This window comes from Streptomyces sp. C, from assembly GCF_000158895.1.
Classification (GTDB): Bacteria; Actinomycetota; Actinomycetes; order Streptomycetales; family Streptomycetaceae; genus Streptomyces; species Streptomyces racemochromogenes.
On record NZ_GG657750.1, the window covers coordinates 4241730 to 4266708 of the forward strand.

Annotated in this window: 26 protein-coding genes and 1 tRNA gene; 17 read left to right on the forward strand and 10 right to left on the reverse strand. The window is 72.2% G+C overall.

The window, feature by feature from the left end; all coding sequences use genetic code 11:
* Positions 1-516: 516 nt before the first annotated feature.
* Positions 517-1794, reverse strand: coding sequence for an MFS transporter (locus tag SSNG_RS19045; protein WP_007265503.1), 1278 nt, complete (start codon positions 1792-1794; stop codon positions 517-519).
* Between the two features lie 138 nt (positions 1795-1932).
* Here SSNG_RS19045 and SSNG_RS19050 point away from each other — a divergent pair, with 138 nt between their 5' ends.
* Positions 1933-2694, forward strand: a complete 762-nt coding sequence (locus SSNG_RS19050; protein ID WP_007265504.1) for a phosphoglyceromutase — start codon at positions 1933-1935, stop codon at positions 2692-2694.
* A gap of 63 nt (positions 2695-2757) precedes the next feature.
* On the opposite strand, the gene SSNG_RS41210 is transcribed toward SSNG_RS19050, so the two are convergent.
* Positions 2758-2976: a hypothetical protein gene (locus tag SSNG_RS41210; RefSeq protein ID WP_007265505.1), complete on the reverse strand. Its 219-nt coding sequence runs from the start codon at positions 2974-2976 to the stop codon at positions 2758-2760.
* Between the two features lie 251 nt (positions 2977-3227).
* Here SSNG_RS41210 and SSNG_RS19055 point away from each other — a divergent pair, with 251 nt between their 5' ends.
* From SSNG_RS19055 to SSNG_RS19075, 5 genes are all read left to right on the forward strand, one after another.
* Positions 3228-3521 carry a hypothetical protein gene (locus tag SSNG_RS19055; RefSeq protein WP_042801370.1) on the forward strand — a complete coding sequence of 98 codons (294 nt, stop codon included), beginning with the start codon at positions 3228-3230 and terminating at the stop codon, positions 3519-3521.
* On the forward strand, positions 3514-4509 hold the full coding sequence (locus SSNG_RS43935; protein WP_007265507.1) for a hypothetical protein: 996 nt from the start codon (positions 3514-3516) through the stop codon (positions 4507-4509). Before SSNG_RS19055 ends, SSNG_RS43935 begins: the two co-directional genes overlap by 8 nt.
* Before the next feature lie 269 nt (positions 4510-4778).
* On the forward strand, positions 4779-5039 hold the full coding sequence (locus SSNG_RS19065) for a hypothetical protein (protein ID WP_007265508.1): 261 nt from the start codon (positions 4779-4781) through the stop codon (positions 5037-5039).
* 54 nt (positions 5040-5093) lie between these two features.
* Positions 5094-5414 (forward strand): hypothetical protein, encoded by a 321-nt coding sequence (locus SSNG_RS38010; protein ID WP_007265509.1) that lies wholly within the window; start codon positions 5094-5096, stop codon positions 5412-5414.
* Between the two features lie 146 nt (positions 5415-5560).
* Entirely contained in the window at positions 5561-6487 is a 927-nt protein-coding gene (locus tag SSNG_RS19075; protein ID WP_007265510.1) for a helix-turn-helix transcriptional regulator, read from the forward strand.
* A gap of 108 nt (positions 6488-6595) precedes the next feature.
* On the opposite strand, the gene SSNG_RS42195 is transcribed toward SSNG_RS19075, so the two are convergent.
* Both SSNG_RS42195 and phoU read right to left on the reverse strand, forming a co-directional pair.
* Positions 6596-6745 carry a hypothetical protein gene (locus tag SSNG_RS42195; protein WP_165365008.1) on the reverse strand — a complete coding sequence of 50 codons (150 nt, stop codon included), beginning with the start codon at positions 6743-6745 and terminating at the stop codon, positions 6596-6598.
* Positions 6746-6865: 120 nt separating this feature from the next.
* Complete coding sequence (gene phoU / locus SSNG_RS19080) at positions 6866-7543, reverse strand: phosphate signaling complex protein PhoU (RefSeq protein WP_007265512.1); 678 nt, start codon at positions 7541-7543, stop codon at positions 6866-6868.
* Positions 7544-7770: 227 nt separating this feature from the next.
* Here phoU and SSNG_RS19085 point away from each other — a divergent pair, with 227 nt between their 5' ends.
* Both SSNG_RS19085 and SSNG_RS19090 read left to right on the forward strand, forming a co-directional pair.
* Complete coding sequence (locus SSNG_RS19085) at positions 7771-9009, forward strand: ATP-binding protein (RefSeq protein ID WP_007265513.1); 1239 nt, start codon at positions 7771-7773, stop codon at positions 9007-9009.
* Positions 9006-9686, forward strand: a complete 681-nt coding sequence (locus tag SSNG_RS19090) for a response regulator transcription factor (protein WP_007265514.1) — start codon at positions 9006-9008, stop codon at positions 9684-9686. The genes SSNG_RS19085 and SSNG_RS19090 overlap by 4 nt, the downstream gene beginning before the upstream one ends.
* Positions 9687-9770: 84 nt before the next feature.
* Here SSNG_RS19090 and SSNG_RS19095 read toward each other — a convergent pair whose 3' ends face one another.
* The gene (locus tag SSNG_RS19095) at positions 9771-10454 is read right to left on the reverse strand and encodes a hypothetical protein (protein WP_007265515.1); all 684 of its coding nucleotides are present in this window, start codon (positions 10452-10454) and stop codon (positions 9771-9773) included.
* A gap of 555 nt (positions 10455-11009) precedes the next feature.
* Between SSNG_RS19095 and SSNG_RS19100 the strand changes: the two genes are divergently transcribed.
* The 6 genes from SSNG_RS19100 to SSNG_RS19125 all read left to right on the forward strand — a co-directional run bounded on the left by SSNG_RS19100 (position 11010) and on the right by SSNG_RS19125 (position 17473).
* Positions 11010-11492: a CarD family transcriptional regulator gene (locus SSNG_RS19100; protein WP_003953493.1), complete on the forward strand. Its 483-nt coding sequence runs from the start codon at positions 11010-11012 to the stop codon at positions 11490-11492.
* Between the two features lie 429 nt (positions 11493-11921).
* Positions 11922-12668, forward strand: a complete 747-nt coding sequence (ispD, locus tag SSNG_RS19105) for a 2-C-methyl-D-erythritol 4-phosphate cytidylyltransferase (protein ID WP_042801372.1) — start codon at positions 11922-11924, stop codon at positions 12666-12668.
* Positions 12658-13155, forward strand: a complete 498-nt coding sequence (gene ispF / locus SSNG_RS19110; protein ID WP_007265517.1) for a 2-C-methyl-D-erythritol 2,4-cyclodiphosphate synthase — start codon at positions 12658-12660, stop codon at positions 13153-13155. Before ispD ends, ispF begins: the two co-directional genes overlap by 11 nt.
* 116 nt (positions 13156-13271) lie before the next feature.
* On the forward strand, positions 13272-14672 hold the full coding sequence (cysS, locus tag SSNG_RS19115) for a cysteine--tRNA ligase (RefSeq protein WP_007265518.1): 1401 nt from the start codon (positions 13272-13274) through the stop codon (positions 14670-14672).
* A gap of 101 nt (positions 14673-14773) precedes the next feature.
* The gene (gene rlmB / locus SSNG_RS19120; protein WP_007265519.1) at positions 14774-15745 is read left to right on the forward strand and encodes a 23S rRNA (guanosine(2251)-2'-O)-methyltransferase RlmB; all 972 of its coding nucleotides are present in this window, start codon (positions 14774-14776) and stop codon (positions 15743-15745) included.
* 156 nt (positions 15746-15901) lie between these two features.
* Complete coding sequence (locus SSNG_RS19125; protein WP_007265520.1) at positions 15902-17473, forward strand: DoxX family protein; 1572 nt, start codon at positions 15902-15904, stop codon at positions 17471-17473.
* A 114-nt stretch (positions 17474-17587) separates the two neighbouring features.
* Here the strand turns inward: SSNG_RS19125 and SSNG_RS19130 are convergent, their stop codons facing one another.
* The 4 genes from SSNG_RS19130 to SSNG_RS19145 all read right to left on the reverse strand — a co-directional run bounded on the left by SSNG_RS19130 (position 17588) and on the right by SSNG_RS19145 (position 21833).
* Positions 17588-18358: a nucleotidyltransferase family protein gene (locus SSNG_RS19130; RefSeq protein WP_007265521.1), complete on the reverse strand. Its 771-nt coding sequence runs from the start codon at positions 18356-18358 to the stop codon at positions 17588-17590.
* A gap of 54 nt (positions 18359-18412) precedes the next feature.
* On the reverse strand, positions 18413-18823 hold the full coding sequence (locus tag SSNG_RS19135) for a hypothetical protein (protein WP_007265522.1): 411 nt from the start codon (positions 18821-18823) through the stop codon (positions 18413-18415).
* 191 nt (positions 18824-19014) lie between these two features.
* Positions 19015-20091, reverse strand: coding sequence for a sn-glycerol-3-phosphate ABC transporter ATP-binding protein UgpC (gene ugpC / locus SSNG_RS19140; protein WP_007265523.1), 1077 nt, complete (start codon positions 20089-20091; stop codon positions 19015-19017).
* Between the two features lie 359 nt (positions 20092-20450).
* On the reverse strand, positions 20451-21833 hold the full coding sequence (locus tag SSNG_RS19145; protein ID WP_007265524.1) for an RNA-guided endonuclease TnpB family protein: 1383 nt from the start codon (positions 21831-21833) through the stop codon (positions 20451-20453).
* A 161-nt stretch (positions 21834-21994) separates the two neighbouring features.
* Here SSNG_RS19145 and SSNG_RS19150 point away from each other — a divergent pair.
* Positions 21995-22070: transfer RNA gene (locus SSNG_RS19150), tRNA-Thr, on the forward strand.
* Positions 22071-22166: 96 nt separating this feature from the next.
* Here SSNG_RS19150 and SSNG_RS19155 read toward each other — a convergent pair.
* Positions 22167-23555, reverse strand: a complete 1389-nt coding sequence (locus tag SSNG_RS19155) for an FAD-dependent oxidoreductase (RefSeq protein WP_007265525.1) — start codon at positions 23553-23555, stop codon at positions 22167-22169.
* 165 nt (positions 23556-23720) lie between these two features.
* Between SSNG_RS19155 and SSNG_RS19160 the strand changes: the two genes are divergently transcribed.
* On the forward strand, positions 23721-24200 hold the full coding sequence (locus SSNG_RS19160; protein ID WP_007265526.1) for a GNAT family N-acetyltransferase: 480 nt from the start codon (positions 23721-23723) through the stop codon (positions 24198-24200).
* A 41-nt stretch (positions 24201-24241) separates the two neighbouring features.
* Entirely contained in the window at positions 24242-24913 is a 672-nt protein-coding gene (locus tag SSNG_RS19165; protein ID WP_050779666.1) for a pentapeptide repeat-containing protein, read from the forward strand.
* Positions 24914-24979 lie beyond the last annotated feature (66 nt).

Here is a 24979-nt window from a genome sequence, read left to right on the forward strand (position 1 = left end):
GGCCCCTGGGGGCCTCCCCGGCTTCGCGCCGCTGCGCCGGACTCCGTCCGTCGGGCGTGGGGCGGGGCCGGTTCGCGTGGCTGGTGCCGGTGGGCGTGCCGCTGCACGGGGCTGGGTCCCCTACCCGCCCTTCCCCCGTTCCCAGGGGCTCCGCCCCTGACCCCGCGCCTCAAGCGCCGGCGGGGCCGGAGGACAAGGGCTGCGCCCCTGGCCCCGTTCCGGGCGCTGCCGCGCCCGGGGGCGCTCAAGTGCCGCGCGGGCTGGAATTTCGCTGCGCGAAATCCAGCCCCGCGGGCATCCCGGCGACGGCCGGCACATCCCGGCCCCGGCCGGCACATCCCAGCCCCGCCGGCGTTTGAGGCGCGGGGGTCTGGGGGCGGAGCCCCCAGGGGGTCCGGGGCGCAGCCCCGGGGAACGGGCGAAGGGCGGGGCGGGGAGCAGCCCGCGCAGCGGCACCCGCGGCCCCGCACCCCGCCCGGCCTGCCGCAGACGGCCCCGCCTCGCCCGCCCGGCCGGCTAGGCCTCGGCGGCGGCCGGGGCCGGCTCCGCCACCCGCACGGGCGCGGCCGCATCCGTGTGCCCCGCTCCCTCCGGGAGCCCCCGCATCAGGAGCCAGTACCCCGCCCCCGCCACCGTCCCCAGGACACCCGTGGCCCCCCACAGCCACCCCGCCCCGTACCGGTCGATCACGAGCCCGGCCATCAGCGGAGCCACCAGCGCCGCCACCGCCCAGGACATCGTGTACATCCCCTGGTACCGCCCGCGCCCGTGCACCGGCGACAGCCGTACCACCAGCCCCATCTGCGTGGGCGAGTTCACGATCTCCGCCAGCGTCCACACGCACACCGTCAGCGCGTACGCCCACAGCGACCCCGCGAAGGCCGTCATCGCGAACCCGTACCCCGCCAGCAGCGCCGAGATCACCAGCAGCCGGCTCGGGTCGCGGTGCTCGATGAACCGCGTCACCGGGATCTGGAGGATCACGATCAGCAGCCCGTTCGCCGCCACGACCAGCCCGTAGTCCCCCGGCGAGAAGCCCGCCTGGCCCATCGCGACCGGCAGGCCCACCGAGCCCTGGGTGAAGATCAGCGAGATCAGGAACGACAGCCCGACCACCGCCATGAACCGCCCGTCCCGCAGCACGGTCCCCAGCCCGATCTCCGGCTCCGGCTCCGCCCCCTCCTCCGCCTCCTCCTTCACCGGACGCGACTCCGGCAGCTTCGCGAACACCAGCACCGCGCACAGCAGCGTCAGCGCCGCCTCGCCCAGGAAGCCGGCCAGGTAGCTGTACTCCGCGACCACGCCCGCCACCACCGAGCTGATCCCGAAGCCCAGGTTGATCGCCCAGTAGTTCAGCGCGAAGGCCCGTACCCGGTCCTCGGGCGGGACGATGTCCGCCATCATCGCGGAGACCGCCGGGCGCGAGGCGTTCGACGCCATGCCCACCAGGCCCGCCACCGCCGCGATCGCCGCCGGGTGCTCCATGAAGCCCAGCAGCGCCACCGACAGCGCCGTCGACACGTTCGCCGCCAGCATCGTCGGTCGCCGGCCCAGCCGGTCCGTCATCACGCCCGCCACCAGCGAGGACACCACCCCGCCCAGACCGTGCAGGGCGACCACGAGCCCCGCGAAGGAGGCCGAGTAGCCCCGGTCCAGGGTCAGGTACAAGGTCATGAACGTGGCGACGAAAGCCCCGAGCCGGTTCACCAGCGTGCTGGCCCACAGCCACCAGAAGGCGCGCGGCAGCCCCGACACGCTCTCCCGGGCAGCCCGTCTCAAACTGGCAGCGGACATACGGATTCCCCCGAAGACGTAAGCACCAATCGATCTCCTGGCACGTTACGAACGCCGCCCGCCGCCGTCCACTGGATTGACGCCGTCCGTCAATCGGGGGCGCGCAGGCGCCCTGCGGCGTCCACTAGGCTCGTACGCATGGCCGACGCACCGTACAAGCTGATCCTCCTCCGCCACGGCGAGAGCGAATGGAACGCGAAGAACCTGTTCACCGGCTGGGTGGACGTCAACCTCAACGAGAAGGGCGAGAAGGAGGCGGTCCGCGGCGGTGAGCTGCTCAAGGACGCCGGCCTGCTCCCCGATGTCGTGCACACCTCGCTCCAGAAGCGCGCGATCCGCACCGCCCAGCTCGCGCTGGAGGCCGCCGACCGCCACTGGATCCCCGTGCACCGCTCGTGGCGCCTGAACGAGCGCCACTACGGCGCCCTCCAGGGCAAGGACAAGGCCCAGACCCTCGCCGAGTTCGGCGAGGAGCAGTTCATGCTGTGGCGCCGCTCCTACGACACCCCGCCGCCGGCCCTCGAGGACGGCACCGAGTTCTCCCAGTCCGAGGACCCGCGCTACGCCTCCATCCCGCCGGAGCTGCGCCCGCGCACCGAGTGCCTCAAGGACGTCGTCGTCCGCATGCTGCCGTACTGGTACGACGCGATCGTCCCGGACCTCCTCGACGGCCGCACCGTCCTGGTCGCCGCCCACGGCAACAGCCTCCGCGCCCTGGTCAAGCACCTGGACGGCATCTCCGACGCCGACATCGCGGGCCTGAACATCCCCACCGGCATCCCGCTCTCCTACGAGCTCGACGCCGACTTCAAGCCCCTGAACCCGGGCGGCACCTACCTCGACCCGACGGCCGCCGCGGCCGCCATCGAAGCCGTCAAGAACCAGGGCAAGAAGAAGTAGCCCGAAAGCGCGACGAAACCGCCCCCCACCTGCTGGTCTTCCGGCGGGTGGGGGGCCTTTCCGTCAGCGGGGGGTGGCGTCGGGGGCGTGGGGCGGGGGTGGCGGTGGGAGGAGTCTCGTCGCTGCCACGTGGCGGGACAGGACGTCTCCGAAGTGTTCGTGGCGCCGTAGTTCACGGACGTCCAGGGGGTGCATGCGGCCAATGCCCGACGTGGTCAGGGCGGTGACGCCCGTGCCCAGTGCGGAGCAGATCAGTGCGAACCACAGGAGGGTGTCTGTCACTGCGGGTCCTCTCCGGTGCAGGTGATCGGGGAGGGGGCTCCGGCGCCCCCGGCGACATCGTCATAACGTGGGGGCATATGCCGGGTTGCGTGCTGTCAGCCGTTTGCCGCCACGCGCCGCCGGAGAGCGCAGAACCGACAAAAGACACCGGTCAACCTTGCTCTGTTTCGGCCACCCTCACCTGGATGGCGCACACCCTCACCCGTACCCGGAGCGTTGGGTGGACTATGACAACAGCAAACCACGCGGCAATGTCCCCGCTGAGCGCGGACGACGGCGTGCGCGACGGTCGGATCCGGGCCGCGAGGGCTGGGAAATGGACGTACACGCCTGTCTCGCAGGACCCGGCCCCGGAGAAGGGCGCGACCCTTCGGCATGAGGAGCTGGAGGTCGGCCTCCACTACTCGTCCTCGATCTTCGAGGAATTCCTGGTCGCGGTAGGCAGGATCCAGACCGAGTTCCACCGCAGGTCCCAGGTGAACCAGGAGGCCGCACCGCTGACGGCGCCGGCCGGGGAACGTCCGGGGCGGACGTCCCGTGTATGAGCGGTACGGCCACTACGCTCCTCGACCGGAGCCGCCGGTGTACTGGCCGGGGCCGGACCAGGAGCAGCACGCCGCCTACGTTGGGCGGCCGCTCTTCGGGCCGGCCGGGGCGGGCGCCTCGTGGGATCCGTCGGAGGAACTGGCCCATCTCTGCCGGGACACCATGCCGCCGGGTCCGGCGGAGCCGGTCGACCGCGCCGCCTACGACGACACCGCCGGCGAGACGGTCAGCGGCATCGGCCTCGCGTCAGGCCTCGCGTCAGGCCTCGGGCCCGGTCTCGCCTCCGGCTTCGCGCCCGGTCCCGGGCCGGGCCCGGGACCCGGCTTCGTCCCCGGACTGGACGACGGGGGGATCCCGGCGGGCGGCGGGCACCGGCTCCGGGCGCCGGCCCCGGCCGGGCACCGGAGGGGCGGCGCGGTGAAGACGTCTGTGATGACCCTGCTGCACACCGGCAGCCTCTGCACCGCGGTGCTCGTGGGCGTCATCGCCGCCGTCGTCAGCATGTTCAGCGGCCTGGCCATCTGCGAAGCCCTGCGCCACAGCGCCGGGCCGGGCACCGCGCACGGTGTCTCCAGCTGGTGGCCGCTGCTGATCTACGGACCCTGGATGGTCGCCTCCCTGTCCATCCTGCGGGCCGCCCTGCACCAGCGCCGGGCCGTGCATTCCTGGTCCATCGTCCTGCTGTTCTCCACCCTGGCCACACTGCTCTGCCTGGCGCAGGCACCGCGCACGTTCGCCGCGCAGGCGGCGGCCACCCTGCCCCCCATCGCCGCGCTGGCCTGCTTCCAGCAACTCGTCCGGCAGATCACGCTGACGCGCCCGCCCCGGCAACCCGCTCCGCGGCACCGCGGCCGCCGCCGGCCCGCACCGCTCCGGCCGCCGACGCCGGCGGGCAGCCCTGGCGGCGTGCTCCCCGAATACCCCGTGCGGGACCGGACGGACTCCGTCCGTGCCCCCGCCGGATACCGGCTCCGCTACGGATCATGAAGGCCGCGAGCCCCGGCCGGAGGGGGGCCGGGCGCCCGAGGCGTGCCGGGGTGGCCACGACCGCACCGCGGAGCAGGCCGTCGTCGGCGCTCGACGCGATGCGGTCGGGGGTCGCTAACTTCTCGGGCACCTCAAGCCTTCCGGACTTCAACGAACACGTGCATCACAGGAACGAAGATCGAAACCCATAGGTCACGGGCTGCGGACGGTCTCAGTCCTACGAGCATCCCGCCCCTGCGCCCCTTCCCCCAGAGAGAGAGGACGACAGCATGCCCTACGAGCTCACCCACGCCGAGCGCCTCCGGTACAAGCGGCGCCAGGACGCCGCGTACCAGGCCGGTGAGGAAGCCGTCACCAACCTCCAGGCCGCCCTCGCGCTCGCCGGTCTGACCCTGCCCTCGCTGTACAACGACGGACCCGTAGGCTGCCGGGGCTTCGTCCGGCTCGGGGGGTGCAGCGTCGCCCTCGCCAACCAGCTCGCCGAGGTCATCGCCGCGGGCGCCCACGCCCTGGGAGGCGAGCAGCTGTGAACCCCGTACCGCGGGCGGGGGCGTCCGGCCGGTGACCGGTTCGGAGAGCCCCGCATGAACGAGTGGCTGACCGACCCCTACCGGTTCCCCGGCTTACGGAGCCGCCCGTACGACGACGATGCGGAGGCCGGGGCCCCCATGGATGCGTGGCCCGGCCCCTCGCCGGCACCCAGGCCCCCTCCCGCACCGGCCCGCCGGCCGGGCGCGGACGCCACCCCCGACTCCGCCGACCGCCGGCGGCTCGACCTCCACACGTGGCTGACCAGTGCGGGCGTCCGCCCCCACACCGACGACCCGCACGCCATCGCCGTCCTCTCCACGGTGGACGACACCACCCACGCGGCCCTTCGACGGTGGATCACCGGCGGTCTGTGACCGGGCGCACGGCGGCGCGTTGGGCCGAACAGGTGGTGCTCGCCACGCGGATGCACGGCCTGTTCGGCCGCGTATGCACAATGCGTTGCGTCGGTGTCGGCCGTGGGATGAGTGCCTGCGCGTCTGGAGCTGGAGGTAGACCGCCCATGGCGGTGAACGGACAACCCACGGTCAGAAGGCGCCGGCTGGGCGCGGAGCTCCGGCAACTGCGCAAGGCCGCGGGCATGACGTCCACGCAGGCGGCGGGGCATCTGCTGGTGTCGCAGTCCAAGATCAGCCTCATCGAGACCGGCCGTCGTCCCATCAACCCGCGGGACGTGCGCGACCTGTGCCGGCTCTACAGGGTCACCGACCAGGACGTCGTCGACTCGATGATGCGGATGGCGAAGGAGTCGGGCCGCCAGGGCTGGTGGGTCTCCTGCGGCGACGTCCCCTACGGCGTCTACATCGGGCTGGAGACGGGGGCCGCCTCCATCCACACCTACGAGCCACTGGTCGTTCCCGGTCTGCTGCAGACCCCCGCGTACGCCGCCGCGCTCATCAACGAAACGGTCCCTCACATCACCCCGGAGCAGGCCGCCGTCAGCCTGGAGGTGCGGCTGCGCCGCCAGCACCGGGCGCACCACCCGGCCCGCCCCTTCCGGTTATGGGCGATCCTGGACGAATCCGCGCTGCGCCGCGAGGTCGGCGGCCGCGAGGTCGTGCGCGAGCAGCTGGAGCACCTCAACACCCTCGGCGCCCAGCCGCACATCACCGTGCAGGTCCTGCCGCATGCCGCCGGAGCCCATGCCGGCCTCCTGGGGCAGTTCTCCATCCTCGGGTTTGCCGACGCCGAGGCGGGAGTCGTCTACCTGGAGCGGTTCACCAGCGATCTCTACCTGGAGAAGTACACCGACCGCCACCCGTACTACGTCACGTACGCCCACCTCCAGGCGCAGGCCCTCAACCCCGAGGAGACGCGTCACTTCATCAACGACCTGGTCAAGGCGTTCCAGGAGGAGCCGGGCCCGGCCTCGGGGCGACGTACCGCGCGGGCGGCCGCGGGTGTCGGGCCCCGGGATCCGGGCGCCTGACGGGGACACCGGCCACGGGCCGGCTCGCGGGCCGGGCCGTGCGCGCAGGGCCCCGTCCGGCCTTGTCGGACGGGGCCCTGCGGGCTGAGCGGGCGGCGGTGCGGTCCGTCAGCCGCCGCACTGGCACGGGGCGCCGGACTGGCAGCCGCAGCCGCAGCCCGAGCCGCAGCCGCAGGCCGCGAGCAGCGGGAGGCGCAGCGGCTCCGGACGGGGCGGCTGCTCCTGTTCCGGGGTGATGGGGACAGGGGTCTCGGGCATGGTGCCTCCTCGCAGGCGGCGTACGGGAAGTCGTGGTGCCTTCGCCTCATTCATGCCCAGCCGCACCGGCGCGTCAACGGCGCATTGGGGCGTGCCGCGCGGAGTGCCGCGCGGAGCGGCTCAGACGCCCTCGACCTGCGTCGGCTGCTGCAGCTCGTCCGCGTGCTCGCCCGTCACCAGGTACACCACGCGCTTCGCCACCGACACCGCGTGGTCCGCGAACCGCTCGTAGTAGCGGCCCAGCAGCGTCACGTCGACGGCCGTCTCGATGCCGTGCTTCCAGCGGTCGTCCATCAGGTGCTGGAACAGCGTGCGGTGCAGCTGGTCCATCTCGTCGTCGTCCTGCTCCAGCTGGAGCGCCAGGTCCACGTCCTTCGTGATGATGACCTCGGCCGCCTTCGCCATCAGCCGCTGCGCCAGCTGCCCCATTTCCAGGATCGTCGCGTGCAGGTCGCGCGGGACCGCCGTGTCCGGGAAGCGCAGCCGGGCCAGCTTCGCCACGTGCTGCGCCAGGTCGCCGGAGCGCTCCAGGTCGGCGCTCATGCGCAGCGAGGTGACGACGATGCGCAGGTCGGTGGCGACCGGCTGCTGCCGGGCCAGCAGGGCGATGGCGCGGGCCTCCAGGTCGTGCTGGAGGTCGTCCACCTTCTGGTCCGCGGCGATGACGCTCTCCGCGAGCTTCAGGTCGGCGTCCAGCATGGAGGTCGTGGCCCGGCCGATCGCGGAACCGACGAGCCGGGCCATCTCGACCAGGCTCTCTCCGATCGAGTCCAGTTCCTCGTGGTACGCGTCGCGCATGGTGTCCCTCTCCGGCCTGCTTGCCTGCTGCTCGCTACTGCTCGTCTGCTCACTACTGCTCGTGCGGGGTGTTCGGCCCCACGTTTACACGTTCGGTCGCCAACGCGTCCGACTCCGGCACCACAAATGAATCAACCCCGTCGTCAGGGTGAACTCTGGGCGACGACTGTTCGAGGTGCCACCCGAACGGCTGTGGAAGTGTCCGCGGGCCTGCTTAACCTGGACACATGGACGTGAACGCGGCGGTCGCCGCAGCTGCGGCGATCGCCGGTCTCTGCACCGGTGTCATCGCCATGCTGGCGTTCCGCTGGAGCGAGCGCGACCAGGCCCGCCCCACCCGGAGCTCCATGCGCCCCGACATCAACGCGGTGCTGCCGCCCGGAGTGGACACGGTCCTCTCCGTGCTCCGCTCCTCCGCCGTCGTCCTCGACGAGGGCGACGCGGTGGTCAAGGCCAGCTCGGCCGCGTACGCGCTCGGGCTGGTCCGCGGCGGGAAGCTGGCCGTGGAGCCGATGCTCCACATGGCCCGCGACACCCGCCGGGACGGCGAGATACGCCAGATCGAGCTCGACCTGCCCCGGCGCGGCACCGGCCGCGGCGAGGCCCTCGCGGTCTCCGCCCGCGTCGCCCCGCTGGGCTCGCGCCTGGTCCTGCTGCTGGTCGAGGACCTGACCGAGGCCCGGCGCATCGAGGCGGTGCGCCGCGACTTCGTCGCGAACGTCTCGCACGAGCTGAAGACCCCGGTCGGCGCGATCTCGCTGCTCTCCGAGGCGGTCATGGACGCGTCCGACGACCCCGAGGCGGTCACCCGCTTCGCGGGCCGCATGCAGATCGAGTCCACCCGCCTGATCAACCTCGTGCAGGAGCTCATCGACCTCTCCCGGGTGCAGAACGACGAGGCACTGGAGGACGCCGAGCCGGTACGGGTGGACACGCTCGTGGCGGAGGCCATCGACCGCTGCCGGCACACGGCCACCTCCAAGCAGATCACCATGGCCGCCGGCGGCACCGCCGACCTGCGGGTATGGGGACACCGGGGGCAGCTGGCCGCGGCCCTCGGCAACCTGGTCGAGAACGCCGTGAACTACAGCCCCGCCCGTACCCGCGTCGGCATCGCCGCGCGCCGGGTGACGGCGCCGGGGGGAGACTTGATCGAGATAGCCGTGACCGACCAGGGCATAGGCATCCCGGAGAAGGACCGCGAGCGCATCTTCGAGCGCTTCTACCGCGTCGACCCGGCCCGCTCCCGCGCCACGGGCGGAACCGGTCTGGGCCTCGCGATCGTGAAGCACGTGGCGGCCTCGCACGGCGGGGAGGTGTCGGTGTGGAGCTCCGAGGGCCAGGGCTCCACGTTCACCCTGCGACTCCCCGAGGCGGCCGCGCCGGCCCCGGCGACCGCCCCCGAACCCGCCAGACCCCAGCTTGACCCAGAACCAGTCATTCCTGCCCCGGAGGTCCTTCCGTGACCCGAGTGCTCGTCGTCGAGGATGAGGAATCCTTCAGCGACGCCCTGTCCTACATGCTCCGCAAGGAAGGCTTCGAGGTCGCCATCGCCGCGACGGGGCCCGACGGGCTCGACGAGTTCGAGCGCAACGGCGCCGACCTCGTCCTCCTCGACCTGATGCTGCCCGGCCTGCCGGGCACCGAGGTCTGCCGGCAGCTGCGCGGTCGCTCCAACGTCCCCGTGATCATGGTGACCGCCAAGGACAGCGAGATCGACAAGGTCGTCGGGCTGGAGATAGGAGCCGACGACTACGTCACGAAGCCCTTCTCCTCCCGGGAGCTGGTCGCCCGCATCCGCGCGGTCCTGCGCCGCCGCGGCGAGCCGGAGGAGGTCACCCCGGCGGCCCTGGAGGCCGGGCCCGTACGCATGGACGTGGACCGGCACGTGGTCACCGTCGCGGGGGCCAAGGTCGACCTCCCGCTGAAGGAGTTCGACCTGCTGGAGATGCTCCTGCGCAACGCGGGCCGCGTGCTGACCCGCATGCAGCTGATCGACCGGGTCTGGGGCGCGGACTACGTCGGCGACACCAAGACCCTGGACGTCCACGTCAAGCGCCTCCGCGCCAAGATCGAACCGGACCCGGGCGCGCCGCGCTACCTGGTCACCGTCCGCGGGCTCGGCTACAAGTTCGAGCCGTAGGGCGACGGGGCTCCAGCGTCTCTGTAGAAAAGGGGAGGGCCCCAGCCGCATCGCGGCTGGGGCCTCCCTCTTTTGCTGCTGCGCTCAGTGGCCCGCGCTGCGCGACGGCGATGCCGAGGCGGCGCCCGAGGCGGCGCCCGACGGGGTGGCGCCGGCGGCCGGGGAGCCCGACGCGGCCGGGGAGCCGGAGGTGCCCGGGACGGGGGAGCCGGAGGGGCTGCCGGACGGGGCGGGGGCGGGGGCGGCGGCCGGGGCCTCCGTCGGGCCGTAGCCCGCGTACATGCCGGTGGCCGGGACGACGAAGGCGCCCAGCTCCACGTCGCCCGTGGTGCTCAGCTGGAAGACGACGTCCTGCACGTTGCCGTTCTGGACGGCCTCGCGGCCGCCCTCGATGACGGCGGAGGCGTTGCCCTTGCCGCCCAGCACCACGGAGCCGCCAGCGGGCACGCTGATCTTGCCGGAGCCCTCGGCGGGCTTCAGGACCACCTTGGACTTGCCACCCTTCAGGGTGATCCCGTCCAGGGTCTGGGCCTTGGTGCCGGAGTTGAAGACGGTCGCCGAGAGGGCGGCCGGACCCTTCTTGTCCTTCTCGCCCTTGGTGATCACCAGGGCGTTCTGGATCTTGATGTCGCCCTTGGTGACAGCGGCGTTGTCCGGCTTGATCTCGAGAGTCTGCGCGTCGTTGCCCGCACCGCACGCTGCGAGCGATGCAAGGGAGAACACGACGGCGGTAGCGGCGAGAGCGCCGCGTCGAAGGCTGCGGCTCACGGCGGCGGCAACTCCTTGGACGTACGGACGGGACGGGTACAGGCTCAGGGCGGCCGAGGTAAAGCCGCCCTAAGGGTGTGTCAGCGCGCTTAGGTTACCGAGCCGCCGCCCCGCCCCCGCACCCGACCCTCCGCAGTGCGCGCACCGTGCTGCGCCGGTCCCGCGATCTTGCATTCCGCTATCCCGTCCGGGGCCGCTCCGTGATCAATTCCGGGATTCCGTCGAACGCGGCGGCTTGATCAATTGCGGATTGGGCCTGAACCCGGTGCGTACGGGTGGCCGCCAGTCGAACGGAGTACTTCCGTTTCGCGTCGGGGAACCCGGCAAAACGGGACGTACGTCACACCTATGGCCGCGTCCGCCAGGTGTAACGTGGTCGTTTCGCCCGGTCCGCACAGCGCCTCCGACCTGCGAATACCCCCCTCCGGAACCCTTTCGCAGCACGTTCGTGTCGCTGTTGTCAAGCCCCGAGATGTGCCCTGACCTGCGAAAACGCCATTCATAACAGTCAGTTCTCGTGTTACCCTGGATAGCCACGGAAGGGGTACCTGTCACATGACGTTCAAGGTTGGCGACACCGTGGTCTATCCCCATCACGGGGCCGCGCTGATCGAGGCCATCGAAACTCGCCAGATCAAAGGCGTGGACAAGACCTACTTGGTGCTCAAGGTCGCCCAGGGCGACCTGACGGTTCGTGTGCCTGCGGACAATGCAGAGTTCGTCGGCGTTCGCGACGTAGTCGGCCAGGACGGGCTGGACCGGGTCTTCGAGGTGCTCCGCGCACCGTACGCAGAAGAGCCCACGAACTGGTCCCGTCGCTACAAGGCAAATCTGGAGAAGCTCGCTTCTGGCGATGTCATCAAGGTCGCCGAAGTAGTGCGCGACCTGTGGCGTCGTGAGCGCGAGCGCGGTCTCTCCGCAGGAGAGAAGCGCATGCTCGCGAAGGCGCGCCAGATCCTGGTGAGCGAGCTCGCGCTCGCCGAGAACACCAACGAGGACAAGGCCGAGGCCCTCCTCGACGAGGTTCTTGCGTCCTGACGCACGAACCGGCCACAGTGTGCCGCGGTGCCCGATGACCCGCCCTCTCGGTTTCGAGAGGGCTGTTGCCGGGCGCTGCGGCATGTCTGCGTCCGGGCACCGCCACCGCACCCGGTCCGGCCACCCGCACCGCACCCGCACGGCCGCTCCGCCCGGCCCGGCCCGGCACCTCACCCGGTCCCGGCCCGGCCGGCCACGGGTCGCACACCCGTACCCTGACGGCCGTACCCTGCGCTCATCCCGCCGTACCCTGCGTGTGCACACCCGCACGGTCCCGGTACTGGCGTGCCGGGTCCGGGCAGCCGGCTCGACCGGTCGTCACGGAAGGGGCGAGGGCGTCGCACCCGGCACTCCCCCCGGCCGGAGCCGGGGTACGCCCAAGGCCATACCCATGTCGGCCGAAGTCACAAACCTGGCTCGGAGCTACTGATGTCTGACGAATCCCGCCCCCACCGCACCGCCGCGGTGATCCCGGCCGCCGGCCGCGGGGTACGCCTCGGCCCCGGCGCCCCCAAGGCCCTGCGGGCCCTCGGCGGGACCCCGATGCTGATCCACGCCGTCCGCGCCATGGCCCGCTCCCGCGCGGTCGCCCTGGTCGTGGTCGTCGCCCCGCCCGACGGCGCCCCCGAGGTCCGCAACCTCCTCGACGAGCACGCCCTGCCCGACCGCACCGAGGTCCTGGTCGTCCCCGGCGGCGACACCCGCCAGGAGTCCGTGCGCGCCGGCCTGGCCGCCCTCCCCGCCGACATCACCTCCGTGCTGATCCACGACGCGGCCCGGCCGCTGGTCCCCGTCGACACCGTGGACTCCGTCGTCGAGGCCGTCCGCGACGGAGCCCCCGCCGTGGTCCCCGCACTGCCCCTGGCCGACACCGTCAAGGAGGTCGAGCCCGGCGCGCCCGGCGAGCCCGAGCCGGTCGTCGCCACGCCCGAGCGCGCCCGGCTGCGCGCCGTGCAGACCCCGCAGGGCTTCGACCTCGCCACCCTGTTGCGCGCGCACGAGGCCATCGCCGTCAGCGGCGAGGGCGCCACCGACGACGCCGGCATGGTGGAGCGCACCGGGGTCACCGTCGTGACCGTCCCCGGCCACGAGGAGGCCTTCAAGGTCACCCGTCCGCTCGACCTGGTCCTCGCCGAGGCCGTACTCGCCCGCAGGAGGGCCACCGATGTCTACTGACCAGCCCCTGATCCCGCTCGTCGGGATCGGCACCGACGTGCACGCCTTCGAGGCCGGCCGCGAGCTGTGGTGCGCCGGCCTGCTGTGGGAGGGCGAGGACGGCCTCGCCGGCCACTCCGACGGCGACGTCGCCGCCCACGCCGCCTGCGACGCCCTCTTCTCCGCCGCCGCCGTCGGCGACCTCGGCGCGCACTTCGGCACCTCCCGCCCCGAGTGGTCCGGCGCCGCCGGGGTCACCCTCCTGGCGGAGGCCGCCCGGATCGTCCGCGCCGAGGGCTTCGAGATCGGCAACATCGCGATCCAGGTGATCGGCGTGCGCCCGAAGATCGGCAAGCGGCGCGCGGAAGCACAGAAGGCGCTCGCGGCGGCGGCGGGCGCCCCCGTCTCCGTCTCCGGCACCACCACCGACGGACTCGGCCTCACCGGCCGCGCCGAGGGCCTGGCCGCCATCGCCACCGCCCTCGTCTACCGGACGAACCGGGCCTGAGTACGACGTACGGCCACGGGCCGCCCGTTCACGGATGTCACCTCTTCGGCAACAAACCGTTCGGGCGGCCTCAAACGGTCGCGGGGCACTGCCGTGGGCGCACTACCCTGGATGCCGTGACTATTCGCCTGTACGACACCAGCGCCCGGCAGATCCGCGACTTCGTCCCGCTCGAACAGGGCTGCGTCTCGATCTACCTGTGTGGCGCGACCGTGCAGGCGGCCCCGCACATCGGGCACATCCGCTCGGGCCTCAACTTCGACATGATGCGCCGCTGGTTCACGTACCGCGGCTACGACGTCACGTTCGTCCGCAACGTGACGGACATCGACGACAAGATCATCGCGAAGTCCGCGGAGCAGCGCCGCCCCTGGTGGTCCATCGGCTACGAGAACGAGCGCGCCTTCAACGACGGCTACACGGCCCTCGGCTGCCTGCCGCCCACCTACGAGCCGCGCGCGACCGGACACGTCACCGAGATGGTCGAGATGATGCGCGGGCTCATCGAGCGCGGTCACGCGTACGAGTCCGAGGGCAACGTCTACTTCGACGTGAAGTCCTTCCCGGGCTACCTCTCGCTCTCCCGCCAGGAGCTCGACAACATCCGCCAGCCGGAGTCCACCGGCGAGACCGGCAAGCGCGACCCCCGCGACTTCGCCATGTGGAAGTCCGTCAAGCCCGGCGAGCCCTCCTGGGAGACCCCGTGGGGCCGCGGCCGTCCCGGCTGGCACCTGGAGTGCTCCGCGATGGCGCACAAGTACCTCGGCGAGGCCTTCGACATCCACGGCGGCGGGCTCGACCTGATCTTCCCGCACCACGAGAACGAGATCGCCCAGGCCAAGGCCTTCGGCGACGCGTTCGCGAACTACTGGGTGCACAACGCCTGGGTCACCATGTCGGGCGAGAAGATGTCGAAGTCGCTCGGCAACTCGGTGCTGGTCTCCGAGATGGTCAAGCAGTGGCGCCCGATCGTCCTGCGCTACTACCTCGGCACCCCGCACTACCGGTCGATGATCGAGTACAGCGAGGAGGCGCTGCGCGAGGCGGAGTCCGCCTTCGCCCGCATCGAGGGCTTCTACCAGCGCGTCATCGAGAAGGCGGGCGGTCCCGTCGAGGCCGCCGCCGAGGTCCCGCCGGCCTTCGCCGAGGCGATGGACGACGACCTGGGCGTCCCGCAGGCGCTGGCCATCGTCCACACCACCGTCCGCCAGGGCAACAGCGCGCTCGCCGCGGACGACAAGGACGAGGCGATCGCCCGGCTGGCCGAGGTGCGCGCCATGCTCGGCGTCCTCGGCCTGGACCCGCTCGACCCGCACTGGGCCGGCGAGGCCGACCGCGGCGAGGACCTCCACGGGGCCGTCGACACCCTCGTACGCCTGGTCCTGGAACAGCGCGAGTCCGCCCGCGCCCGCAAGGACTGGGCGACCGCCGACGCCATCCGCGACCAGCTGAACCAGTCCGGTCTGGTCATCGAGGACAGCCCCAGCGGCCCGCGCTGGACCCTCGGCCCCCGCTGATCCGGACCCACCCGGACCAGCCGTGTTGTGCCGCCCGGCCTTCCGGGCGGCACACTCTTCATACGTACATATCGCAGCACGAACGAAAACAGGTAGAGGTCATGGCCGGGAACAGCCAGCGCAGGAACCGCCGCACGTCCAACAAGAAGGGCGCGACGGTCGGCAGCGGTGGCCAGCGGCGCAAGGGCCTGGAGGGCAAGGGCCCCACGCCCAAGGCCGAGGACCGCAAGAAGCACAAGGCGAACCGCATCGCCAACGCCATGGCCCGCCAGGCCGCCAAGCGCCGCCCCGCGCCCCGCCGCGGCGGCCCCAAGGGCACCAGCGAGATGGTCGTCGGCCGCAACCCGGTCTTCGAGGCGCTGCGCGACGGCGTGCCCGCCACCACCCTCTACGTGCAGCAGTTCATCGACAACGACGAGCGCGTCCGCGACGCCCTCAAGCTCGCCGGCGAGCGCGGCAACATCAACCTGATGGAGGCCCCGCGCCCCGAGCTCGACCGGATGACCAACGGGCTCAACCACCAGGGCCTCGTCCTCCAGGTCCCGCCGTACGAGTACGCGCACCCCGAGGACCTCCTCGACGCCGCCCACGACAACGGCGAGGACGCCCTCATCGTCGCCCTCGACGGCGTCACCGACCCCCGCAACCTGGGCGCGATCGTCCGCTCCGTCTCCGCCTTCGGCGGCCACGGCGTGGTCATCCCCGAGCGCCGCGCCGCCGGCATGACCGCCGGCGCCTGGAAGACCTCCGCCGGCACCGCCGCCCGCACCCCGGTCTCCCGCGTCACCAACCTCACCCGCGCCCTCCAGGACTACAAGAAGGCCGGCATCACCGTCGTCGGCCTCGCCGCCGAGGGCACGCACGAGGTGCAGGACCTGGACGCCCTCGGCGGCCCGGTCGTCATCGTCGTCGGCTCCGAGGGCAAGGGCCTCGGCCGCCTCGTCGGCGAGAACTGCGACTACCTCGTCCGCATCCCGATGCCGGGTGGCGCCGAGTCCCTCAACGCCGGCGTCGCCGCCGGTGTCGTCCTCTACGAGGCCGCCCGCAAGCGCGCCCAGCGCGGCCGTGTGTGACCCGGACGGCAGCAGCCGCTTGATCCACCTGGCCCACGGGACGTGACCCGTGAGCGTGTCGCCCCGCCCCTCACGGGCGGGGCGACTTGATCTTGACGGGTCTCGGACAGATCCCTCGTGTCAAGGCAGTGTCCTAAACACCCATCACTCGGTTAGATGAGTGTGGACACCAGAACGTCAGGGTTCGACGACCAGCCCGCGCTGAGCATGGTCAAGGTGCCGTGCGACCCCGCACAGGTCATCGTCAACCACGCCAGCTTCCGCGTGCGGCTCGCACCGAGCCCGAGCGCGCGTTCCAAGCCCGCGAAAGCCCCCGGCCGCGCGCCCCTCCTCGGCGCCGCCGCCGTCGCGACCGCCGGAGCCACCCGCCGCCGCGCGCCCGTCGTCTGGAGCGGCAAGTCCGCCCCCGGCGACGCCGCGGCCATGGGAGGACTCCTCCAGGCCGTACGCGAAGCAGGCCGCGGCCACGACGACTACGACGGCGGAGCCGCCACCCAGACCATCCCCCGGGTCGACCTGGCACACGACCTGGGCGAGGACACCCTCGCCACCCCCACCGTCATCGGCCAGCGCACCTACGGCGACCCCGACGAGACCCGTCCCCTCGCCGCCGTGCGCGACCTCCCGCGCCAGCCCTACCAGCCGTACGACCGCTACGACGGCCACGACCACCACGACGGCGACCACCAGGGCCCCGATACCGGCCCCGACGGCCGGCGCCCCGCCCCCGACGCCCGCGGCCAGGCCTCCTACTACCCCGGCCGCCGCATGAACCTCGGCGTCGTCCTGCTCCCCCTGCGCGTCTTCCTCGGCTTCATCTCCATCTACGCCGGCATGGGCAAGCTCTGCGACCCCGTCTACTTCGACGGCGGCGAACGCGGCTCCATGGTCACCTGGCTCCAGACCCTGCACCCCTGGGCCCTCGCCGAACCCCTGCGCGACTTCGCGCTCGCCCACCCCGTCGGGGCCGGCCTCAGCGTCGCCTTCCTCCAGGTCATCGTCGGCGTCCTGACCGTCTTCGGCCTCTGGCAGCGCTTCGCCGCCTGCATCGGCGCCCTGCTCTCCGCCGCCCTCCTCATGACGGTCAGCTGGAAGACCGTCCCCGCCTACGACGCCCCCGACATCATCTACCTCGCCGCCTGGAGCCCGCTGGTCATCGCCGGCGCGCCCGTCTACTCCCTCGACGCACGCCTGGCCGGCGAGGCCTGGCGCACCCTCGGCCCCCGCTCGGAGGTCTGGCGGCTGCGCCGCCGCGTCCTGCGGCGCGGCACCGTCATGGCCACCGTCGTCTGCGGACTCACCCTCCTCATCGGCTCCCTCCTCGGCGGAGCCGTCCGCTCCTCCACCGTCGTCACCGTCCCCGGCCCCGGCCAGGCACCCAGCAACTACCTCCCCGGCAGCCCGCTCCCGCAGGCCCCCGCCAAGCAGCCCGCCCCCAGCAGGCAGCAGCCCTCGAAGCAGGCCTCCCCCTCCGCAGCGCCCTCCGAGCCCGCCGCCACGTCCGGCCGCACCGGCAGCAGCGCCCCCACCCGCAACAGCACCGCCACCGGCTCCGGAGCGCCCACCGCCGGCAAGACCTCCGGCAGCGGCAGCCAGACCCCGCGCGGCAGCACCCCGAAGCAGTCCAGCCCGCAGCAGCCGCCCGCCACCTCCTCCGGCACCCGCAGCGGCACCGGCGGGGACACCACGGCCAAGAAGCCCGGCCTCGTCGGCGGCCTCCTCGGCTGAACCCCGGCCGAGCGGCACCCACCGTCCGAAGGGCCCGGCGCGCGTACGGCGCGCCGGGCCCTTCCGCATGCCGGGCGGGGGCGGGGCGGGCCGACGTAGCAACACGGAAACCGCTCAGACGGCGCCCTGCGCCGCCAACTCCCGTGCAGCCTCGGTCAGGTCCTTCGCCGTGTCGATCGCCCGCCAGTACGCCCCCTGCGGCAGCGGAAAGCCCGCCAGCCGCCGCTCCCGCGCCAGCCGCGGGAACGTCGTCCGCTCGTGGTCCCCCAAGTCCGGCAGCAGGGACGCGAATCCGGGAGCGAACACGTACACCCCGGCGTTGATCGGATAGGGCGACGGCGGGGCCTCGATGAAGTCCAGCACCTGCCCCAGCCCGTTCGTCTCCACCACCCCCCACGGCATCCGCGGCCGCGCCAGCGCCAGCGTCGCCACCGCCTCCCGCTCCGCGTGGAACGCCGCCATCTCCCGCAGCGGGAAACGCGTCCACACGTCCCCGTTGGCCGCGTACCACGCCCCGTCCGGACGCGGCAGCCGCCGCGCCGCGAACTTCAGCCCGCCGCCGCGCCCCAGCGGCTCCTCCTCCACCACCGTCGTCACCCGCAACGGCAGCACGGCCGTCGCCAGCCACTCCTGGAGCACCCCCGCCAGATGCCCGCACGACACCACCACGTCGGTCACCCCCTCGGCCGCCAGCCACGCCAACTGGTGCCCCAGGATGGGCAGTCCGGTGCCGGGGATCTCCACCATCGGCTTCGGCCGGTCGTCCGTATACGGCCGCAGCCGCGATCCCTGCCCGCCCGCCAGGACGACAGCCTGGGTGGGAGGGGCCGGGAACGCGGCCGCGTCATCGGTGGTCTGGGGTGGTTCGGGGCCGAGCTCGGTCATGGCCGCCACAGTAGGGACGGCCCCCGCCCCCGACGGGGCAGGCGCGACGGGCGATCAGCCCATCGAGGCGACACCGGTCGCGTAGGAGGTGTCGCACACGGGGCGCGCGTACGACTGGGCCTTCGTCGGCCCGTACGCCTCCACGGCGGCCCGGCCGAGCGCCCGGGCGATGCTCACGCAGTGCTCCGCGAGCGACGGCCGCCCGTTCACCTCCTGCTGGAGGTGCGTCAGCACGGTGCCCGGCTGCTCGCCCTGCTGGAGCTCGCCGAGGAGCTTGTCGCGCAGCAGGTCCTGGGGCGCGGCCGGCTTCTTCGGGACGGAGACGTCCTCGGCGGAGGCGGTCAGGATCTGGGAGGAGTTGTCCGCCCAGGGGACCATGGTGACCGCGAGGGTCCCGGACAGGACCAGGACGACGGGCAGGACCAGGGCGAGGGAACGGCCGATTCGGCGGGCAGTGTGGGTCACGAGGGCGAGAGTAGCGCTCGGTGAGGATTTGGCGACATTTAGTCACCCGGTCGGGGGATGGTTCGACGTGGCTTTTCGATTTAAGGGTTGACGGGTGCGGCCGAATGGCCCGGTCTGCCGGGGTTCGCGGAGTGCCCGCCCGCAACTGCCGCGGCAGGGGCGCCCCTTGGCGGAACGCCCCTGCCGGTCACTCAGTTGGACAGCCGTGCACCGGTCGACGTCGAGAAAACATGGATCTCGTCCGGACGCGGCACCACGTGCAGCGAGGAGCCCTTCTCGGGCACCTGGCGGCCGTTGACGCGGACCACGAGGTCCTGGCCGTCGTGGCTGCCGTACACGTAGCCGTCGGCGCCGAGCTCCTCGACCACGTTCACGGTGATCGTCAGGCCGCCGGTATCGCCGATGTCGAAGTGCTCGGGGCGCACGCCGACGGTGACGGTCTTGTCGCCCGAGCCGGCGGCGGCGGAGAGCGCCTCGCGCGACACCGGGACGACGCTCTCGCCGAACTTCACGCCGCCGTCGGTGATCGGCACCTCGACGAGGTTCATGGCGGGAGAGCCGATGAACCCGGCGACGAACAGGTTCGCCGGCCGGTCGTACATGTTGCGCGGGGTGTCGACCTGCTGGAGCAGGCCGTCCTTCAGCACGGCCACGCGGTCGCCCATGGTCATGGCCTCGACCTGGTCGTGGGTGACGTACACGGTGGTGATGCCGAGGTCGCGCTGGAGCGCGGCGATCTGCGTACGGGTGGACACGCGGAGCTTGGCGTCGAGGTTCGACAACGGCTCGTCCATGAGGAACACCTGCGGCTTGCGCACGATGGCCCGGCCCATGGCCACGCGCTGGCGCTGGCCGCCGGAGAGCGCCTTGGGCTTGCGGTCGAGGTACTGGGTGAGGTCCAGCATCTTCGCCGCCTCCTCCACCTTGCGGCGGATGGTGGCCTTGTCCTCGCCGGCGATCTTGAGCGCGAAGCCCATGTTGTCGGCGACGGTCATGTGCGGGTACAGCGCGTAGTTCTGGAACACCATCGCGATGTCCCGGTCCTTGGGCGGCAGGTGCGTGACGTCGCGGTCGCCGATGCGGATGGCACCGCCGTTGACGTCCTCCAGGCCGGCGAGCATGCGCAGCGAGGTGGACTTGCCGCAGCCGGAGGGCCCGACGAGGACGAGGAACTCGCCGTCCTCGATCTCCAGCTCCAGCTGGTCGACGGCGGGCTTGTCGCCGCCGGGGTAGAGGCGGGTCGCCTTGTCGAAGGTGACAGAAGCCATGGTGGTGAATCCCTTCTACCGGCAGGAACGTGCCGGACGATCCGAGTGGAAGGTCTAGTCCAGTCGACTGGACTCCGCCCGACGCTACCTGGCGGTACGGCTCCTGTCAGCAATCTGACGGCCCGGATTGCGGGCGGGCACGCCAGGGTGGGACAGAGCGGTTGACTTTTGACCCGGGACGCCAGAGCGACGCGCTTTTGACCACGGCACTCCAGCGCCTCACCGCCCTCACGAGCAGTGCTTCCTGCTTCGACGCCCGCCGCCGCCCCGGGCGCGTCCCTCAGGGTCGCGCCCGGCCGGTCCTACGCAGGCTCCACAGGCATTACGGCCGACGGCCCGTCGGTCCGTACCGCATTCCACTACGCCGCCGGCGCGAGATCCAGCAGCTCCGACGCCTTGATCACACTTGGCGGCACCCGCCCCGGCGGCAAGGCCATCGCCACCGTCCAGTACAGCCGCATCCCCTCCTCCCTGAGGTTCACCGCCGCGTTCGTGTCCCGGTCGTGCAGGACCCCGCACTCCGCGCAGGTCCACTCGCGCACTGACACGTCGAGCTTTGGCCCCTTCGCGTGGCACGCGGAGCACCGCCTGGTCGACGGGAAGAACCGGTCCACGACCACCAGCGTCCGCCCGTACCACGCGCACTTGTACCGGAGCTGGCGCAGCAGCTCACCCCAGGCCGCGTCACGGATCGACCGGTTCAGCGCGGCCTTGCGGCGACGTCCCTTCCCCTTCGCCGCACGCGTGAGATTGGCGATCGGCAGGTCCTCCACCACGAGCACTTGGTTCTCGCGCACGAGGCGGGTCGTCAGCTGGTCCAGCTGATCACGACGGACATCACCGATCGAGGCGTACAGGCGGGCGATCCGCTCCCGCACCTTCCCCCGGTTCTTCGAACCCCTCTGCTTCCGGTGCAGATCGCGCTGCAGGGACGTGAGCTCCTTCTCGTACTTCGCCAGCAGGCGGGGATGCGGAAGCTTCTCCCCGTCGTCCAGCGTCACCAGCGTCGCGAGCCCGAGATCCAGCCCCACCGTCCTCGGCTCCCGACTGCCGGGCAGGAACACCTCCGGAAGCGGCGCGATCACCTCCTCCGCCAGCACGGACAAGAAGTACCGGCCGGCACGGTCACGCGTCACCGTCAGCTTCACCGGCAACTGCCCCGGCGGCAGCGCACGCGACCACCGCACGTCCAGCGGGACCGTCTGCTTGGCGAGCGTGACCGAGGCCGTGCCCGGCCGCTCCGGATCCTCGACCCACCGGAAACCGGTACGCACGTACGTCGCCGAGTCCCTCGTCCTGCGCTTCGACTTGTGCTGGGGGTACTTCGACAACCCCTTGAAGAACCGCGAGAACGCGGAGTCCAGGTGCCGCAGCGCCTGCTGGAGGACCGTGGACGAGGCCTCCTTCAGCCACGCCGTCTCCGGTATTCGCTTCCACCCGGTCAACGCCCGGCAGGTCTCCGCGAAACCCAGCGACACCCGGTGCTCCTCCCAGGCCTTCACCCGGAGGGCGAGCCCCTCGTTGTAGACCCACCGGCACGCGCCGAAGGTCCGGTTCAGCTGGGCTGCTTGGTCGGCGGTCGGATAGAAGCGGAAACGGTACGTGCGCTGCTGCGCGCCCGGCTGTCGGAGCAGTCCCTTCAGTGGTGAGGCAGCCCGGCCCCGGTGTTTCGTCCGGTCTCCCACCCCGAGCAGTTCGCGCTTGATGCGCCGGGCTTCCTCCCCCGTCGTGCGGCCTGCCATCGCCCCTCCCCGATCCGATCTTCAGAACGGCACACCAGTCCGTTCAACGAACACGTGGCTGAGTGGTTACGGGTGCGGGATCAATGTGATGGCCCAGGGAATCGGGCGCTGTGTAGAGTGATGGCGGCTCCATGCGCGGTGGGTATTGCGTGTGGCGTTGTGCCGCCTTAGCTCAGTTGGTAGAGCGCCGGCTTTGTAACCCGAAGGTCATCGGTTCGATTCCGATAGGCGGCTCCATCCCAGGTCAGAGGGGTACCGGCCAAGGGAATTCGTACAGAAGCGGAAGGTCCCGGGTGATCGCCCGGGGCCTTTCTGCGTTGCGTGGCGGGGTCCTCAGCCGCGGCCCGAGACGCGGTCGGCCAGGCGGGCCAGGGGGGTCGTCGTGGGGCGGTGGGTGGTGGATTCGCGGCGGTCCGCCTCGCGGTAGGCGGCGTAGAGGGCGTGGACGCCGAGCCAGCGGAAGGGTTCCGGCTCCCAGCGGCGGACGCGGTGGTGGACCCAGGGGAGGGCGGTGAGGTCCGTGGGGTCGCCGAGGACCAGGTCGCGGAGGGTGCGGGCGGCGAGGTTGGCGGTGGCCACGCCGGAGCCGACGTAGCCGCCGGCCCAGCCCAGGCCCGTGGCGGCGTCCAGGGTGACCGTGGCGCACCAGTCGCGGGGGACGCCGAGGACGCCCGACCAGGCGTGGGTGATCGGAGTGCCGGTGAGGGCGGGGAAGAACGTGAACAGGAGGTCGCGGAGGGCCGTGACGGTGGCCGGCTGGGTGCGGCCCGTGTTCTCGGCGTGGGCGGCGCGTGAGCCGAAGCGGTACGGGACCCCGCGGCCGCCGATCGCGATGCGGTCGTCGGCGGTGCGCTGGGCGTACATGTAGGCGTGGGCCATGTCGCCGAGGAGCGGGGCGTCCTGCCAGTTGAGCTGCTTCCAGACCGAGGGCGGCAGGGGCGCCGTGACGATCATCGAGGAGTTCATGGGGAGCCAGGTGCGCTTCTGGCCCTTGAGGGCGGCGGTGAAGCCCTCGGTGCAGCGCAGGACGTACGGGGCGCGGACGGTGCCGTAGGGGGTGACGGCGCGGCGGGGGGCGATCTCGGTGACCGGGGTGGATTCGTGGATCACGACGCCGAGGCGGTCGCAGGCGTCGGCGAGGCCGCGTACGAGCTTGAGGGGGTGGATGCGGGCGCCGTGGGGGGTCCAGCTGGAGCCGACGGCGTCGGCGATGTCGATGCGGGCGCGGGTGGCGGCGGCGTCGTACAGTTCGCGGCCGGTCTCGCCGAAGGAGAGTTCGGTGGCGTGGAAGGCCTTGAGGCGGGTGAGCTGGGCGGGGGTGCGGGCGACTTCGAGAACTCCGCCGCGGTGGACGTCCGCGTCGATCTCCTCCTTGGCCGCGACGTCGATGACCTCGGTGACGGTGTCGTTCATGGCGTGCTGGAGGCGGCGGGCGGCTTCGTGGCCGTGCAGGGCGGCGTAGCGGTCGCGGCCGGCGATGCCGTTGTAGAGCCAGCCGCCGTTGCGGCCGGAGGCGCCGTAGCCGCAGAACTTCTGCTCCAGGACGGTGACGCGGAGGTCGGGGGCGGCGCGCTTGAGGTAGTAGGCGGTCCACAGGCCGGTGTAGCCGCCGCCGACGATGACGACGTCCGCCGTGGCGTCGGTGGTGAGGGGGGCGCGGGGCGGCTGGTGGGCCGTGGTGCCGGTCGCGTACCAGAAGGAGATGCCGCCGTTGATCGTCATGGGGGAGTTGCTACACGGGGTCGCGCGGGGGTGTCCAGGTCCGGGATGTCATGGCGGGGGGCCGGTTGCGCGGCGGGATGTCCGCTGTGCGGGCGGGGTGGTGCGCCGTAGGGTGGCGGGGCTGCTGCTGGGGCGGTGCGGGAGGGCGCGGCCTAGGGTGGCGCCATGATCCGTGCCGCGGTTGTCGATGATGTTGCCGAAATCCACTCCATGATCCGGGAGTTGGCCGAGTACGAGAAGGTGCCGCACGAGGCGCGTGCGACGCCGGGGCAGTTGCGTGAGGCGCTGTTCGGGGAGCGGCCGGCGGTGTTCGCGCACGTCGCGGAGTCGGACGCCGGGGAGGTGGTGGGCTTCGCGGTGTGGTTCCTGAGCTTCTCGACGTGGCGCGGGGTGCACGGGATCTACCTGGAGGACCTGTACGTACGGCCGGGCGTGCGCGGGGGCGGGTACGGGAAGGCGCTGCTGGCGGAGCTGGCGCGGACGTGCGTGGAGCGCGGCTACGAGCGGCTGGAGTGGTCGGTGCTGAAGTGGAACGCGCCGACGATCGCGTTCTACGAGGCGCTGGGCGCGCGGCCGCAGGAGGAGTGGTCGGTGTACCGGCTGACGGACGGGGCGCTGGCGCGGCTGGGCGGCGGGGCGGCGTAGCCGGCCGGGCCGTTGTTAGTGCCGTCCGCCACGATGGGCGGATGGTGCGAAACGGACAGGTGAAGGTGAAGGAGGCCCGGCGGCCGGAGGTGCGGCTGCCGGAGCTGGTGGCGTGGGACGGCGGCGGGCTGGAGCCGGACGGGGACTACGACGGGCTGGAGTTCGCGGACCTGGATCTGGCGGGGGAGGACGGCGTCGGGGCGCGGTTCATGGACTGCGCGCTGCGGCGGTGCGCGCTGGACGAGGCGCGGCTGTCGAAGGCGCGGTTCATGGACGCGGTGCTGGAGGGAGTCCGGGGGGTGGGCACGAACCTGTCGGGGGCGTTGCTGCGGGACGTGGAGCTGGTGGACGCGCGCCTCGGCGGGGTGCAGCTGCACGGTTCGGTGCTGGAGCGGGTCCTCGTGCGCGGCGGCAAGATCGACTACCTGAACCTGCGGATGGCGCGGCTGCGGGACGTGGTGTTCGAGGGGTGCGTGCTGGTGGAGCCGGACTTCGGGGGTGCGGTGCTGGAGCGGGTGGAGTTCCGGGACTGCGTGGTGCGGGGGGTGGACCTGTCGGGTGCGCGGCTGGCGGACGTGGACCTGAGGGGGGCTTCCGAGCTGGGGATCGCTCGCGGCGTGGACGCGATGTCGGGGGCGGTGATCAGCCATGGGCAGCTGTTCGAGCTGGCTCCGCTGCTGGCGGCGCACCTCGGGCTGCGGGTGCTGGAGTAGCGGCGGCGTCCCGCGGGTCAGGCCCGTACGGACGGGGGTCGTACGGGCCGGGCGCCGGGGCGGTGA